The organism is Scytonema hofmannii PCC 7110, from assembly GCF_000346485.2.
Lineage (GTDB): Bacteria > Cyanobacteriota > Cyanobacteriia > Cyanobacteriales > Nostocaceae > Scytonema > Scytonema hofmannii.
On the sequence record NZ_KQ976354.1, the window covers coordinates 10,791,551 to 10,808,069 of the forward strand.

The 16,519-nt window shown below is 41.7% G+C and carries 11 protein-coding genes and 1 pseudogene; 11 read left to right on the top strand and 1 reads right to left on the bottom strand.

Annotated elements, in window-relative coordinates; translation table 11 throughout:
- The first annotated feature begins 192 nt into the window (after window positions 1-192).
- The 3 genes from WA1_RS45485 (at window position 193) to WA1_RS45495 (ending at window position 2,120) form a co-directional block, all read left to right on the top strand.
- Window positions 193-1,128, top strand: a complete 936-nt coding sequence (locus WA1_RS45485) for a phosphodiester glycosidase family protein (RefSeq protein ID WP_017744192.1) — start codon at window positions 193-195, stop codon at window positions 1,126-1,128.
- 195 nt (window positions 1,129-1,323) lie between these two features.
- Entirely contained in the window at window positions 1,324-1,677 is a 354-nt protein-coding gene (locus WA1_RS45490) for a hypothetical protein (protein ID WP_017744193.1), read from the top strand.
- Window positions 1,674-2,120 (top strand): type II toxin-antitoxin system VapC family toxin, encoded by a 447-nt coding sequence (locus tag WA1_RS45495; RefSeq protein ID WP_017744194.1) that lies wholly within the window; start codon window positions 1,674-1,676, stop codon window positions 2,118-2,120. The genes WA1_RS45490 and WA1_RS45495 overlap by 4 nt, the downstream gene beginning before the upstream one ends.
- A gap of 202 nt (window positions 2,121-2,322) precedes the next feature.
- Here the strand turns inward: WA1_RS45495 and WA1_RS45500 are convergent.
- Window positions 2,323-2,614, bottom strand: a pseudogene (locus WA1_RS45500) (transposase); the annotation flags it as partial.
- 573 nt (window positions 2,615-3,187) lie between these two features.
- On the opposite strand from WA1_RS45500, the gene WA1_RS45505 reads away from it, so the two are divergent.
- The 8 genes from WA1_RS45505 (at window position 3,188) to WA1_RS45540 (ending at window position 16,509) form a co-directional block, all read left to right on the top strand.
- A complete protein-coding gene (locus tag WA1_RS45505) occupies window positions 3,188-3,793 on the top strand; it encodes a Uma2 family endonuclease (protein ID WP_033335437.1) in 606 nt (201 codons plus the stop codon).
- 270 nt (window positions 3,794-4,063) lie between these two features.
- A complete protein-coding gene (locus WA1_RS45510; protein WP_017744197.1) occupies window positions 4,064-4,636 on the top strand; it encodes a helix-turn-helix domain-containing protein in 573 nt (190 codons plus the stop codon).
- A 116-nt stretch (window positions 4,637-4,752) separates the two neighbouring features.
- Window positions 4,753-5,136 carry a C6orf136 family protein gene (locus tag WA1_RS45515; RefSeq protein ID WP_017744198.1) on the top strand — a complete coding sequence of 128 codons (384 nt, stop codon included), beginning with the start codon at window positions 4,753-4,755 and terminating at the stop codon, window positions 5,134-5,136.
- Between the two features lie 102 nt (window positions 5,137-5,238).
- A complete protein-coding gene (locus WA1_RS45520) occupies window positions 5,239-6,414 on the top strand; it encodes a TRC40/GET3/ArsA family transport-energizing ATPase (RefSeq protein ID WP_017744199.1) in 1,176 nt (391 codons plus the stop codon).
- 1,084 nt (window positions 6,415-7,498) lie between these two features.
- Window positions 7,499-12,139 (top strand): type I polyketide synthase, encoded by a 4,641-nt coding sequence (locus WA1_RS45525; protein ID WP_017744200.1) that lies wholly within the window; start codon window positions 7,499-7,501, stop codon window positions 12,137-12,139.
- A 21-nt stretch (window positions 12,140-12,160) separates the two neighbouring features.
- Window positions 12,161-12,871, top strand: a complete 711-nt coding sequence (locus tag WA1_RS45530) for a phthiocerol/phthiodiolone dimycocerosyl transferase family protein (protein ID WP_051077058.1) — start codon at window positions 12,161-12,163, stop codon at window positions 12,869-12,871.
- Window positions 12,872-13,079: 208 nt separating this feature from the next.
- Window positions 13,080-15,212, top strand: coding sequence for an AMP-binding protein (locus WA1_RS45535; protein WP_017744202.1), 2,133 nt, complete (start codon window positions 13,080-13,082; stop codon window positions 15,210-15,212).
- Between the two features lie 34 nt (window positions 15,213-15,246).
- The gene (locus tag WA1_RS45540; RefSeq protein ID WP_066613283.1) at window positions 15,247-16,509 is read left to right on the top strand and encodes a cytochrome P450; all 1,263 of its coding nucleotides are present in this window, start codon (window positions 15,247-15,249) and stop codon (window positions 16,507-16,509) included.
- Window positions 16,510-16,519: the final 10 nt, after the last annotated feature.

Here is a 16,519-nt window from a genome sequence, read left to right on the forward strand (position 1 = left end):
AATGCTTTCTTTAGAGCTTAGGCTCCAAAAACTTCCTAATAAGTTTTACTGTGAGATACTTTACTCCTCTCCCGCGTGAAGATTACCTATTTAAATGAACCGCAAAGACGCAAAGAGCAAGGGAGCAAAGAGGAGAAGAAATCAGTCATCTTATAGCACTGAAGAGAGTAATTATATAGTGTTTACTTTGTGATGTCATATACCAAAAAATTCCCAAAAATCTTGATATTTTCTGTATTGATTATTATTTTGTGTAACTGTAAAATTTTAAATCAATCTTCCTCAAGAGCAGCTACAACCTGTATCGGTCAGGATAAAAGTTTTAGTATAAGTTTTTTCAAAACGAATAATCAAGGTAAGAAATATGAGAAAGGAATAAATCATATTATTATATTTAATCCTAAAGCCAAAGAGCTAGATTTTAAAGTCAATGTCGGTCTATCTCATAAACTATATGCTAAGGATAGTAAAGGCAATATACGTCGAGACTACGTACCAAAAGTTTTTCGTGAAATTATTGCTGATGAAAACTCCAAATTAAACGGACAAAAACCCATCTTAGCAATTAACGCTGACTACATAGATACTGATGATCAACCTCAAGGCTTAAATGTTTCTCTTGGAGTGGAGTATTCAGGAGCATTTAAAAACAAACGTTCTTCCTTTGGAATTTCAGGTGGGAACTCAAGCCAACGTCAGGCTACTATCGGGGTAGGAAGGAGAACGAATAATATTCTGAATTACAACTTGGTAGGAGGTAATGGGAGATTTTATCGGAACGGCAAATTTAAAGATATTTGTAAAGATTTGGGAGAACTTGCTTGCAAACAAGCTACAAATCGCTCTATGGTGGCTGTTAGCGATCGCGGTTATGTCATTTTGTTAGTGAATGATGCTAAAGCTAATTCAGAAATAGATTTGTCGCAAAGCAATCAAGAACTTTTGCCAAATATGTTTGATGATGTCCTTGAGGGTATTGCTCGAAATAGTTGCTTGGGGAAAATTCAAGAAGGAATGTTATTTGATGGTGGTATGTCTCCGGGGTTATACTACAACAACAAAATATATGTGGAGAACTTAGGACCAATTGGTTCAGTATTTTTGATATATAAAGCTTCTCAGAAGTAAAAGCTTTATGTGGTGGACTTTAGCTCTACCTATGTATATAGTAGTCAGATTTGATAGATAAAAATTATTAACCGCAAAGACGCAAAGAGCGCAAAGAAAAGAGAGAAGAGAGAATTTTACAAATGCTCTAGGATGGCTATATTATCAGCTAAGATCGTAAGACAATGATTGGGAGTACAAGAAAGGATTTGTGAAATGACAGAGCAACGAATATCAGAACTGACAGTTGAAGAACTAAAAGACTTAGTGACTTCAGCGATTGATGAACGGCTAAGTGCCATGAAAGCTAGCTTGTTGCAGGAAATAGCTAATTTAATTGAAAGCAAGGGGAAGAGCCAAACAGTAGCTATCAATGGACAAAGTAACTCAGACGTATTGCCTAAACTTACTGAGGCTGAAAGACAACAGAGATTAAAAGACTTGCAAGAAATGTTTCGCAGGTGGGACGAAGAGTATGATGAAGAGGAACAACGAGAAACTTTTGAATATTTGCAACAGGTTTTAGATGAAGATCGCCTTTCCAATAGACCCCTGTTTCCACACACATGATAGTTGTATTAGATTCTGGACCACTGGGAATTTTAACAAATCCTAAAGCTTCATCTTTCAACTTGGAGTGTCGAAGTTGGTTGTTGTCTTTACAGTCGAAGGGTTATGAAATTATTTTGCCAGAGATTGTTGATTATGAAGTGCGTCGGGAGTTAATACGAGTCAATAAGCTGGCTGGTATCAAAAGACTTAACGACTTGAAAATGCAACTTAAATATTTGCCGATAGATACAGCAACGATGCTTCAAGCTGCTGAATTTTGGGCGGAAGCAAGACGCAGGGGAATTCCTACAGCAGATCCGAAGGCGCTGGATGGAGATGTTATGTTGGCGGCGCAAGCTAAACAGATAGAAGTCAATGATGATATAGTAGTAATTGCTACAACTAATGTAAACCATTTATCTCAATTTGTAGATGCTCGTATATGGCAAGAAATTGAGTGAGATGGAGGTGAGCGATCGCGATCGTCAACACGACTACATTCTCATAGAGAATAATTACACAGCGTCTTTATTGTCTAAAATAGCGGCAATCAACCTTCGTAGGATTGCTAGGTTATTATTGAAGAAAAGCTTTCTCTACCGTAGAAGGCACAGGGTAAATCATGAAGATAGACAAAATTCAATGAATCCGACAAATTATACCTTAAACGGTCATAAATTGAGCTTTATCAAAAGTCTGGAATCGCAGAGTAAGTAAAGAATTCAATTCTTTTTTATGTGTTTGGTGTTGCTGTATTTGGAAAATTAGAAATGACTGCTTTAAATTCAGAAAACTCTGGATAATATTTTGAGTATAAACATTGTTTCTTAACCAACTTCCACAATCGCTCTATCAAGTTCAAATTAGGAGAATAAGAAGGTAGATATAGTAATTCTATCTCCAGCATATCTGCTAATTCTTGCACTAATTTACATTTTTGGTATCTATAGGAATCCTATCTGAATTCTGAAAATTTTAATGAACCGCAGAGGGCGCAGAGGGCGCAGAGGTAAGATATAGAATTTCAAAAATCAAACCGGATTCCTATAGCATTATCACAAACTATTACTTTGGGTAAATTTTTGCATGAACCTTATGCACGATTTGGCACAGTATATGTAAACATTTTTGGTAGCCTTGCTATGTGTCAATTTAGTTTGACTGAACACGCAAGGCATTTTCTACAGCAATATATACGTAATTTTTGATGCTATTTTATAGATAGAGCACTGATATACAATTATCCTCTGCATCCAGTTTAAAACTCAATCAGGAAACTCATCGCTTTCAGCAATTATTTATACCTATCTATCTTTTATTGTCCATTTTTCTGGCTCGTACTCCGCGTAACTAATTGACTTAATATTTCTTCACAACGCCGATCTAATTCTAAAGCTTCTTCTTGACTTACATAACAGCATCTCAAAGAAATTTCTACCCAAGGCGCGAGTTTCTGCTAGCGACAAAGTAGGCACTATCGCTTACAATGAAGATGGAAGATGCAACGTCCCAAATCGGTGTTTTGCTCATGCTTGCTACCCATGAACTTCCCCGCCTAACCCCACAGGAATATTTTGAGTGGGAAGCCCAGCAAGATCTACGCTATGAGTATTTTGATGGGCAAGTCTTCGCGATGACGGGTGGATCGTTGCCCCATGCTGACATTGCTCTGAACGTTGCCAGTGCCCTGCGGCAACCTCTACAAAGACGCTGCAAGGTGAGGAACTCAGATGCAAAGGTTGGAATCACAGAGAAGGGTCCCTTTGTTTATCCTGATGTCAGCGTCACCTGCGACGATCGAGACCGCACTGCCCAACAATTCTCTCGTTATCCCTGCTTGATTATTGAAGTCTTGTCTCCCAGCACTGAAGCCTATGATCGAGGAGCGAAATTTGCCCTCTACCGCCGTTTGCAGAGTTTGCAAGAGTATGTTCTGGTCGGATCTGAAACTAAGTCAGTGGATCTCTTTCGGCGGAGTCAATCGGGGGAATGGACGTTTATTCCCTATGCCGAAGGCGATGATATTGAGCTGACGAGCGTGGGTTTGACGATTTCGGTCAATCTGATCTATGAAGAGGTGTTGATGCTGCAACCCGAAAACTCAGCCAGTGCTCTACCAAATGATTCAGAGTAACTGTAGATTCACGACCATTGCCTCGCTAGTATCGTTAACTGAAACGGTTGATCGAGCTACTTAGCAATGTATTAAAAATTCGATTTTCTGTCACTAACAAAAAGATAAGTTGCGAACTCGACGATAGTAGTGGAGTCGGTAGTGTCTTACATCTTGGAATCAAGGAGGAACCGGATTGGGGGTCTAGCCGCACTGCGTGCAAAATGGCACACGATGCTACGATTGCTTTTAATTTATGTAATCAATTAAGCTGAAGATCAAAAAATCAATATGATACCTTCAGAAATCGCGGATACGCTCACGGAACTGTTTGGTACTGAAACTGTCGGCGCTATTGCACCCGGTTCCTGGCAAGTCGAAACTACAACTTTTCGCCTTCTTGTGATGCTTTCAGACGATGAAAGTTGGTTGCGGGTGTTGTTGCCTATTATGCCCGCATCAGAAGCCCAACCTTTTTTAGAACAATTTTTGGAAGCAAATTTCGATGATACCCAAGAAGTTCGCTATGCCTTACAGCAAGGTGTCGTTTGGGGAGTCTTTCAGCACAGTTCTGGTAGCTTAACTGCGGAAGATCTTCGGGATGCGATCGCTCGACTCATTTCTTTATATCAAACTGGTTTAGACAATGTCTTCAATCGGTTGATAGAAAGGCGCATCCGGCAAATTATCCAAGCGGCGAAACAGCAAGGACAATCTTTAGAAGCCACCATGCAAAACCTCGACCGTTTTTATGCCGAAGGATTGATGGGAGAGATCGACCAATCTGCACAAGCGCGAGAGGAAGTGCTCGCTGTATGGCGGTATCAGTTAGAAAGACTTTGGACTGAAATAGGTGACCAGTGACCAGTGACCAGTGACCAGTGAACAGTGACCAGTGACCAGTGAACAGTGACCAGTGACCAGTGACCAGTGACCAGTGACCACCAACAACTAACCACTAACCACTAACAACTAACTAAATGGAAATTATTCAAATTCTTCAACAGGACTATCAAAGATTTCCAGTTAATCAAACATACGACATTTACGCTGAGGACGTTTATTTTCAAGACCCTCTCAATAAATTTCACGGTATTGAGCGATACAAGCAAATGATTAAATTCATGGGGACTTGGTTTTTAAACATAAAAATGGACTTGCACGCCATTTACCCTGTAGGAGACATAATCAAAACGGAGTGGACACTCAGCTGGAACACACCCCTTCCCTGGAAACCTCGGATTGCTATTTCTGGCTGGAGTGAGTTGGGTCTCAATTCTCAAGGTTTGATTGCTTCCCACGTTGACTACTGGAAGTGTTCCCGACTGGATGTATTGAAACAGCATTTTTCTACTGGTCATTAGTCATTGGTCACTGGTCACTGGTCACTGGTCACTGGTCACTGGTCACTGGTCACTGTTAATGTAAATATATGTAAACATTTCTCAGCTAGGACAAAACTATCAATGCGCGTAATTCTAATGACAGGTAAAGGAGGAGTGGGAAAAACTTCAGTAGCCGCCGCCACTGGACTCCGTTGTGCAGAACTAGGTTATCGCACATTAGTTTTGAGTACAGATCCTGCCCACTCACTAGCAGACAGTTTTGACTTAGAACTGGGACACGCACCAAAACAAATCCGCCCCAATTTGTGGGGTGCAGAACTGGATGCGCTACTAGAGTTGGAGGCAAATTGGGGTTCTGTGAAACGTTACATCACCCAAGTCCTGCAAGCGCGGGGTTTAGACGGTGTGCAGGCAGAAGAATTGGCTATTCTACCAGGTATGGATGAGATTTTTGGCTTGGTGAGGATGAAGCGTCATTATGATGAAGGTGAGTATGATGTTTTGATTATTGACTCCGCCCCCACTGGCACTGCATTGCGCCTGTTAAGTTTACCAGAGGTTAGTGGCTGGTATATGCGTCGCTTTTACAAACCGTTTCAAAATATTTCAGTGGCACTTCGACCTCTTGTTGAACCGATTTTTAAACCCATCGCGGGTTTCTCATTACCTGATAAAGAGGTGATGGACGCACCTTACGAGTTTTATCAACAAATTGAAGCGTTGGAAAAAGTCCTGACTGATAACACCCAAACGTCAGTACGCCTTGTCACCAATCCAGAAAAGATGGTGATTAAGGAGTCTCTTCGCGCTCATGCCTATCTCAGCTTGTATAATGTTGCCACTGACTTAGTCGTAGCTAACCGCATTATTCCGGAAGAAGTGCAAGATCCCTTTTTCCAACGTTGGAAAGAGAATCAAAAGCAGTATCGTCAGGAAATTCATGACAACTTCCACCCACTACCTGTCAAGGAAGTTCCTCTTTTCTCTGAAGAGATGTGTGGCTTAGATGCTTTGGAACGTCTAAAAAACACGCTTTACACGGATGAAGACCCCACTCAAGTGTATTATAAAGAAACCACAATCAAAGTTGTCCAAGAAAACAATCAATACAGTTTAGAATTGTATTTACCCGGTATTCCTAAAGATAAAATTCAATTGAGTAAATCTGGCGATGAACTCAACATTACAATAGGTAATCATCGCCGAAATTTAGTGTTACCTCAGTCTTTGGCTGCACTCCAACCTGCAGGAGCAAAAATGGAAGAAGATTATCTCAAAATCCGTTTTGCTGCTTGATGATTGTTATATAAAATTTACCGCTGGAGAAACCTGGTTTCTAGATTTTGGTCTGCCTATACCATTTCTCCAAATGTTGCCAACAGATGATCCCCCCTAGAGCAATACTGCTCGGTTAATGAGAATTGAGGTGTCAGAACTCCGGTTTCGCAAAAGTTACCGGGGTTCTAATTTGCGCTTATCCGAGTTGCCCTCTAGAGCGCCGATACAGAAATCAAAATTGGGCATAAAAAACCCAGTTTCTGTGCTTGAAAGTACTAGTTTTTCGTTGTCCCAATTCAAAGAAACCGGGTTTATGGCATTACTGTACCGACGCTCTAGATGGTAAACTTTACCATTGTAAGGAATTACACCGAGAGTTGATGCGGTAAATAACCCCCTCTAATCGATCCATGTATTACATGAGACAGTTGGTGTTAGCAATATTGGTCAAATAGACATTTCCAGTGATTATGGTTTATTTAAACTTGAAGAGATTAGTTTTGGGACTGAACAGGCAGCTTTTGGTGCTTTTAGTGCTGCTATTACAACATTCCAAGGCACAATGATTTTAAATTTCATTTTTTATGAGCCCAAGTTGCTAGTACAAGACGTGTCCTTTTCTGAACTGTCTTATCTGTCCTTTATTTTTCTGTGCAAAGACGATAATTAGGGACTTCCAAGAAATAAATTATCCATCTTGTGGGATGGGCGTCCTCGCCCGTCCTATGCTAGTGGCGGGCGGGGACGCCCGCACCACAAGAAATTTTGGGAGATTTTTTTATTTGGAAGTCCCTTAGGTAAATTAAACCATTTGCTAACATCTATGCTCGGATATGGATCTATTAATTATCTTGGCTGTCAGCCAAGTCATCTTTGATCGGGATGTTACCTTGAGGACTGTTCGCGTAGGTTGTCCGTATCAGGTAAGATAAAGTACTAGTAAAAATACTGTTGAATATAGGAAGAAAATTTATTATAAAATAATAATTAAGTAAAATTACTAATAAACAGGGTGATGTCAACTACTGTATAGAACAGTAGGGACATTAAGATACAAATGCCATGTCAACCAATTTGAGTAATTAATACTACATTTATTTCTATGGATGTTGAAGCCATTGCAATTATTGGGCTCGGATGCCGTTTTCCGGGAGCAATAAATCCAGAGGAATTTTGGCATCTCATCTGTAATCAGGTTGACGCGATCGCCCCCATTCCTTCTGCTCGTCAAAATCTACATTCCTGCTTTATTCCCGATTCCACTTCACCGAACCCGCAACTTATCCAGGGTGGTTTTCTAGAGCAGATCGATCAGTTCGATCCGCAATTCTTTGGCATTGCCCCTCAAGAAGCTGCCAGCATCGATCCTCAACAACGGCTGCTACTGGAAGTCACTTGGGAAGCTTTGGAAGATGCTGGGTTAGTCCCTCAAAAACTCTCAGGAAGCGCAACGGGAGTTTTTGTTGGTATTACCGGCTCCGATTACTACGAAATGATGGCAACAGAGCGCACGACAAATGGCTATGCAGTTACTGGCAACCTTAGCAGTGTGACTGCCAACCGCATTTCCTACATATTTAACTTTACAGGACCGAGTTTGGCAATTAATACGGCTTGTTCCTCCTCTCTAGTGGCGGTTCATCTTGCAATTCAGAGTTTGTGTCGCAAAGAATCTAGTTTAGCAATAGCTGCAGGCGTGAATATCATGCTGTTACCTGAGAACACAGCAAGCCTGAGAAATGCAGGGATGATCTCGACGACAGGACGTTGCAGAGCATTTGATGGTCAAGCCGATGGCTTTGTTCGTGGTGAGGGAGTTGGTGTTGTAGTGCTGAAACTGCTGTCTCAAGCATTGGCAGACTGTGACCCCATTTATGCGGTCATTCGAGGTAGTGCAGTCAACCAGGATGGACGCAGTAATGGGCTAGCTGCTCCGAATCTACAAGCACAAGAGGCATTATTACGACAAGCTTATCAATATGCTGAAATTTCACCAAGTTCAGTACAGTATGTTGAGGCACAAGGGACTGGAAGTTTGTTGGGGGATGCGATCGAACTCAAAGCCCTAGCAACTGTTTTAGGAGAAAATCGCTTTTTTGGAGATAAATGTCGTGTTGGTTCCGTCAAAACTAATATCGGACACTTAGAGGCAGCCAGTGGAATTGCCGGATTGATTAAAGTAGCGTTGTCTCTCAAGTATGGACAGATCCCGCCTTCCTTGCATTTTCAGCAGCCAAATCCGAATGTGGCATTAGATAAACTGCCTCTGCAAGTGCAGCAAAACTTGGAGGCTTGCAAGAGCGATCGCCCTTACATCGCAGGCGTGAGTGCGTTCGGCTTTGGCGGCACAAACGCTCATATAGTGATGGAAGCTTCCCCCGATTTAGTTGTGGAGTCTTCTGGGATTGAACGTCCCTTACATGTGCTGACTCTATCTGCCAAAACTGAAACAGCATTGCGAGCGCTAGCCCACCGTTATCACGAGTTTTTAGTTAATCATCCTGATGAGTCAATTGCCGATGTTTGTTTTAGTGCCAATACTGGCAGAACTCACTTTAACCATCGGCTAGCCGTGACTGGTGACTCTACAGCACAATTTGCAGAACGTTTGGAGGCGTTTGCTGTAACTGGGCAATCGGCTGAGTTGGTAAGTGGCTTGGTAAAGCCAAAGAAGTTTCCAAAAATCGGATTTTTATTCACTGGCTTGATTTACGACAAACTAGAACTGGATCGTCAACTGTACGAAACCCAGCCTGTCTTTCGCCAAGTTATCGATCGCTGTAATGCGATCGCCGAGCCGTTACTCGGAAAGTCTCTTATCGACATTCTTTATATCTCCGCAGCTGAGGAAACTGCCACTGCCAGCGATAGGGTTGGTAACTCAACGGCAGTATTTGCCCTGCAAATAGCGCTTTGCGAGTTGTGGAAATCTTGGGGGCTCGAACCGTCGGTTGTGATGGGAGTAAGCTTAGGAGAATGGCCTGCTGCCTGTATTGCTGGTATTTTGAGTCTGGAAGATGCGCTCAAGCTCTTAATCTCCGCACAGCGGCAAGTCCAATCTCAAAGCCAGAAGGGGAAGGTAAGCTTCGTATTTGCAGATGAAGAGCGAGTGGCAGCTGCAATTCAACCCTACGCTGACAAAGTTGTTATTGGTATGTTCGCAAGACCACTGCTGATGATCTCTGGTGAGCAACAGGCAGTTGATGCAGTTATAGCTGCCCTGAAAGCAAAAGGAATCAAGACGATTCAGCCGGATGTTTCATACCCCTCTCATTCTCCTCTGATGAAATTGCTGGAAGCAGATTTTGCTTTTGCTCTTTCTTCTCCCCAAATCCCGATAATTTCTGGTATCACAGGGCAACTGTCTCCTGATGCAATGACCAACATTGAGTATTGGAAGACTATCCTCCAAGAACCCGTGAGGTTTTCAACAGCGATGCAAACCATGCATTCGCTTGGAGTCACGATATTTGTCGAGATCGGACCAAAGTCCAATCTATTGTCAATGGGTATCCGTTGCCTGCCTAAAGGAGTTGGGGTTTGGCTGCCCAGTTTGCGTGCAGGGCAATCCAGCTGGAAGCAGTTGTTGTCCAGTTTGGCACAACTTTATATTTTAGGAGCACCTGTTAATTGGTCAGGATTTGAGCAGGGCGATCGCCGCGATCGTCTACGACTACCCACTTATCCTTTTGAACGACAACACTATTGGTTCAGCAGTAGTCGTTCGTCTCCACATGGCGATCTATCCCCACTACCTCACCGCTCTTTGATTTCTAGCTTACTTGACCGGGGAGATTCGGCGGAACAGATTGTTCAACTTCTTGCCCAAACCGAATCATTTTCACGAGAAGAAGTGCAACTCCTACCAAAACTTATCACCGCTTTAGTTCGACATCACCAGGAAACTGCATTCTCAACCGATGAACATGAATCTTCTTTGACCAACCCAACCACAAATCTAGACTTACGCATCCCTGAAGTTATTGCCCCTGAATTGACTATTCCGTTAAGGCGATGGCAACTTGCGGCATCTGTAAAAGAACAGCAGCAACTGCTTGAAGAATATTTGAAACAACAGATTGCTAAAGTGTTGGGATTGGCTCCATATCAATTAGATGTTGAACAACCGCTTAATACCTTGGGGTTGGACTCGTTGATGTTAATTCAACTGGTAAACCGCATTAAAACAGACTTTGCTTTAGAGTTGTCAATAGAGGCGTTATTTGAAGATATGACCTCGATCGATCTGGTTCAACAATTACAAACCCAGTTGGGCTTGTTTAAAAGTGAATCTGATGATGCTCCCATGATGGCTACGAGGACAGGGGCTGTTGCTTTGCCTTTGTCTTTTGCTCAGGAGTCATTTTGGTCGCAACTAAAACTTGACCCAAGTAATCCCTTTGCCAATCTACCCTTCATCCTGCACTTTACCGGTGAACTCGACATTCCAGCTTTAGAACGCAGTCTCAATGAGTTGGTGCATCGTCACGCTGCTCTGAGAACCACTTTTGATATTGCCGCAGAGCAACCCACTCAAATCATTCATCCGACCATGAATCTGCCGTTGTCGGTAGTGGATTTGCGATCGCGAAGCGGGCGATCTGCGCCATCGCGTAGTGTGTCCGTTCCCGGAGTTCCGACAGTAGAAGGACAATCGCTCTGTGAACCAGAACAGCAAATAGCAGTGCAACAGCTATCTCAACAAGAAGCTCAGCAACCATTTGATATTGTCCGGGGACCACTGGTGCGAACCACACTGCTGAACCTCTCGGAAAATCAACACATTCTGCTGATTACCAAGCACCACCTGATTACAGATGGCACCTCTATGGTTATCTTTCTTCAGGAACTCGCGTGCCTCTACCAAGCATTTTCCCAAGGTCAACCCTCGCCCCTTCTGGAATTACCGATGCAGTATGCAGACTTTATTGTTTGGCAGCGTCAGTGGCTGCAAAAAGAGGTGCTGACGACACTGCAAAGCTACTGGCAGCAAAAACTTGCACCACATCTGGTCGTTCCTGAAATCAAAACAGATCTGCCTCGTCCTGCTATACCAAGATTGAAAGCAGCAATTTACCCCTTCCAAATATCTGAAGCCTTATCAGCACAACTCAAAGCACTTAGCAAACAGGAAGGGTGTACTTTATTCATGCTTTTATTAGCAGCTTTACAGATATTAGTGCATCACTATACAGGTCAGCTGAACTTCTGTATTGGCACTACCGTTGCCAATCGCAATCGAGCGGAGTTTGAAGCCTTGATTGGTTGCTTTATTAACCAGATTCCCATAAAAGCGAATTTAGAAGACAATCCCACATTCCGGCAAGTGCTTTATCTTGTTCGCAAAACTACTTTAGAAGCACATAGTTACAGCGCTCTTCCCTTGAAACATATTTTGGAAACTGTACCTGTGTCTAAAACAGATAATATTCACTCATCTCCTTTACCAGTGCTTCTACTTTTCCACAATGAAATTCCCTTACTGACTGAGAATGTCAAACTCTGCGATCGTCTTTATGTTCGGGTAGAAAATAGAAAATTCAGGGGAGCAAGACGGGATCTAACTTTGCATATGGGAGAAAGTAAAAAAGGCATTTGGGGCGAGATGGAATACGATGTCGATCTGTTTTTTGAAAGTACAATTAATACAATTTTAGAAGATTTTATGATTTTACTTCAAAACATTGCCATTAATCCAGATATCCAGATTTCAGAGGTACTGAGAAAACTGAGAAAAATTTAGACTTTACAGCTAAAACTGAGCTTGTATCGTCCTAAAACTCTAAAGCTTGAAAAGTCTGTTTCTCTAGATTTACGTCGCTGTAATATGCTTCAAAAAAAGCTTAATAAAGAAATTACTGCACAATTTGTGAAACTTTGTCGAAAAGAAAGAACAACGGTGCAGGGTGCTTTATGTGCAGCAATGATGTTGGCAGTAGCTAGACAACTTCAAAATAGAAATAAAGCAAATTTGCACCTTAGTTGCCGCTCTTTTGTTGATTTGAGAAAGCACCTCGAACCAGAAGTTCATCGAGAAAACTTAGGGACATTAGCTTCAGCTATCACTACATTACATAATATAGATATAAACACATCTTTCTGGAATTTAGCGCGAGATGTTAGAGAACAATTAAAAGTAGGGTTACGAAAAGAATATCTCTTTAGTATAGTATTGATGTCGAAGAAAATTTTTGAGTGGCTTATGTATTTATCAAAGAAACCAATCGTCACAGTAGGTGTTACTAATATTGGTCGAGTAGACATTTTCAGCGATTATGGCAGATTTAAACTTGAAGAGATTAGTTTTGTACCTGCACAGGTATTTTTCAGTGGTAATTTTAATACGGCTGTTACAACATTTGAAGACACAATGATTTTAAACTTTATGTTTGTTGAACCTTCTATTAGTAAGGAAACAATCGAAACTTTAGTTAAGGATACAATCGATTGTATTATTAATGCTTGTAACGCATAGAATATACTTGAGTTTACTAGTATAATCCATATTCTAACAGACCTAGAACACTTATACCAATTTAATGTGAAGCTGCACATTATTTTTACCCCGCCTAACCTCCCCGATACCTTGGGGAGGTGCTGCAGGAGGTGGGGTTCTTTCTATGCATCTTCATATGAAAACGGTATTAGAGTAAATTTGCAACGAGTTCAAGTACAAAACAGTAATGCAGCACGATTTTTTTTCAGTACATTCTCCCCAAGAAGCGACTTCAGTTAACCTGTTACGTTATCGAACGCTACAACAACCAAACCAAGTACCATATACCTTTTTGGTAGATGGAGAAACAGAAGAAGTTAGTTTCACTTATGAAACATTAGACCGAAAAGCACGCGCCATTGCAGCATTACTTCAAAGTATGAAAGCTTTTGGAGAAAGAGTGCTACTTCTCTACCCACCTGGACTGGAATTCATTGCTGCTTTTTTTGCGAGTTTGTATGCAGGTGTGACTGCTGTACCTGTGTATCCACCACGAGGTAAACAGCGGATGACAAGGTTGCAAGCTATTGCACAAGATGCACAGGCAACTAAAGCACTCACCACTTCATCTGTAATTACTAATTTGGCACAAAGCTTTAAAGAAGAACCAGAATTAGCAGCTTTGCAATGTATAGCAACTGATGAAATTGCCATAGATTTGGCAGATGATTGGTTTTTTCCTGAGATTGCTAACAACTCACTGGCACTTCTCCAGTACACGTCTGGTACGACAGGAAACCCCAAAGGGGTGATGGTGAATCATGACAATTTACTGTATAATTCCGCTTTAATTTATCAATCTTTTGAGCATACACCTGACAGTCGAGGTGTCATTTGGCTTCCTCCTTACCACGATATGGGGTTGATTGGCGGAGTGCTACAGCCTTTATATGGTGGTTTCTCGGTTACGCTGATGTCGCCAGAGTCTTTCCTACAAAAACCCTTTCGCTGGCTAAAAGCTATTTCGGACTATCAGGCGACTACCACCGGCGGACCCAATTTTGCTTACGATCTATGTGTTGACAAGATTACGGACGAACAACGCAAACACCTCGATTTAAGTAGTTGGGAGGTTGCTTTCAATGGTGCTGAACCTGTACGGGCAGAAACTATTGAGAGGTTTTCAGTAACCTTTGCAGATTGTGGCTTTAGAAGAAGTGCTTTTTACCCCTGCTATGGAATGGCAGAAACGACTTTGATTGTGTCTGGGGGTTGGAAAAAAGATCCACCAGTGATTCGCTTTGTGAAAGAGCAAGCTTTTAAGCAGAATCTGATTGTGACTACGAACAGCGAGTCAGAAAATGCTAGGGCGATTGTTGGTGTTGGTCATAGTAGCTTAGACCAAAAAATTGTGATCGCCAACCCAGAATCATTAACTCGCTGTCTGGATGGACAAATCGGAGAAATTTGGGTTGCAGGATCAAGTGTGGCTGGTGGCTACTGGAAGAAACCCGAAGAGACACAACAGATTTTCAATGCACAACTGCAAGACACACAAGAAGGGCCATTTTTACGCACTGGAGATTTAGGATTTTTGCTTGATGGCGAACTATTTATCACGGGTCGCCTCAAAGATATGATGATTATTCGAGGGCAAAATCATTATCCCCAGGATATTGAATTGACAGTTCAGAATAGTCATCCAGCGCTACGACCGAATTGTGGGGCAGCATTTTCTGTAGAGGTAGAAGGTGTTGAGCAGTTAGTTATTACTCAAGAGGTAGAGCGTACTTACTTACGTCAGTTGGATGTAGATGAAGTCGTTAAAGCCATTCGGCAGGCAGTGTCAGAGCAGCACCAGTTACAAGTTTATGCCATTGTGCTACTGAAGACAGCGAGCATTCCGAAAACTTCTAGTGGTAAAATTCAGCGTCACGCTTGTCGAGTTGGGTTTCTAGATGGAAGTTTGGATGTTGTCGGAGATTGGACAGCGAATCTTGAACAAACAGACTTACTGCAACTTCAAGCAGAAGTAAAAGACTTTTGGGAACAAGCGCATTCTTCAGATGTTAATAAATCTGAGGTTGAGCAGAAATCGTTAAAGCCAACTTTTACAGAAAAAGAGATCCAAACCTGGTTGATTTCTCATCTTGCCTTGTACCTGAACATACCTCCTGATGAAATAGACATTCAAGAACCTTTTACTGCATATGGTTTAGATTCAGCAGTGGCAGTCAGCATGACAGGTGAATTAGGTCAATGGATTGGCTGTGAACTTGCAATTATTCTTTTCTGGGAATACCCTAGCATCGAAATACTAGCGCAGTATTTAGCAGAGGAATATAATTCATTGCCATCAATCCAATCTAATGTCAGTTAGTGTTTGAAACCAATGAAATTGCCGAAACATAAATATGAACAAAAAAGCACTTAGTACTACAAATACCAAAAAAAAAGAGTCAGCAAAAGCATTCAAATTCAATCTTTTTGACCCTAAGTTTAACGCTAATCCTTATCCAACTTACCATCGCATCCGAGAAGAAGATCCGGTACATAGATACTTTGTTGGAGGTGATTGGATCGTTACCCGCTATGCCGATGTCAAAGCAGTTTTAAAAAGTGGTTGTGTTCGTACTGATGATAGACCAAAATCAATACAAGAAAGAAACAAATATCTCCAAGACAAGGAAAAGAATCTAAATACTCTTGCTTATACCACCAGCCGATTTTTATTTTATATGAATCCACCAGACCATACTAGATTACGTGCATTGGTGGGCAAAGGTTTTTCTCCTGTAGTTGTTGAGCGTATGCGTCCCCATATTCAGGAAATTGTGGATGAATTGCTTGACAAAGTTCGACATAAGGGGAGTATGGACATTGTTGCCGATCTTGCCAGTCCACTGTCTGTTAGTGTAATTAGTAAGCTGTTGGGAATACCAAAAGAAGCTCAACAGCAGCTTCATCAGTGGGCTAATGTTTTGTCCCGTATTTTAGATCCACTGGTGTCACTAGAAGAATATCAAGCGATGAATAAAGCTACAGAAGAGATTCAGGAATATTTACGTACTCTGATTGCCGAACGAGAAAAAACACCACAAGAAGATTTGATTAGTAATTTGATTGCAGCTCAAGAGCAAAACGATCGGTTAAGTCAAAAGGAAATATTAGCAGTTTGCACATTGTTATTCGCCGCTGGTGAAGAAACTACAGGTAATACAATAGGCAATGGAATGCTAGCATTGCTACAACACCCTCACCAAATGGAACAGATCAAAAGAGAACCGACAATGATTCAAAGTGCTGTAGAAGAATTAATTCGCTACGATAGTGCAGTTCAGATGTTAACCCGTATTGCTACTGATAATTTAGAAATAGGCAACCAAACAATTAAAGCAGGCGAAAAGATAGTTCTTTGCTTAGGAGCAGCTAATCGAGATCCAGCGCAGTTTCCCGAACCCGATCAATTAAATATTCATCGGAACCCGAATCACCACGTTGCTTTTGCTGATAGTATTCATTATTGCTTGGGAGCTGCACTAGCGCGGGTGGAGACTCAACTTGCTATTAACACATTGATGCAACAATTTCCTGATTTAAAGTTAGCTTCAAACCAACTGGAGTGGCGTCATAGCATCGTCTTGCGTGGCTTAAAAGCTCTACCTATAAGTTTTTAAAATTCATCTT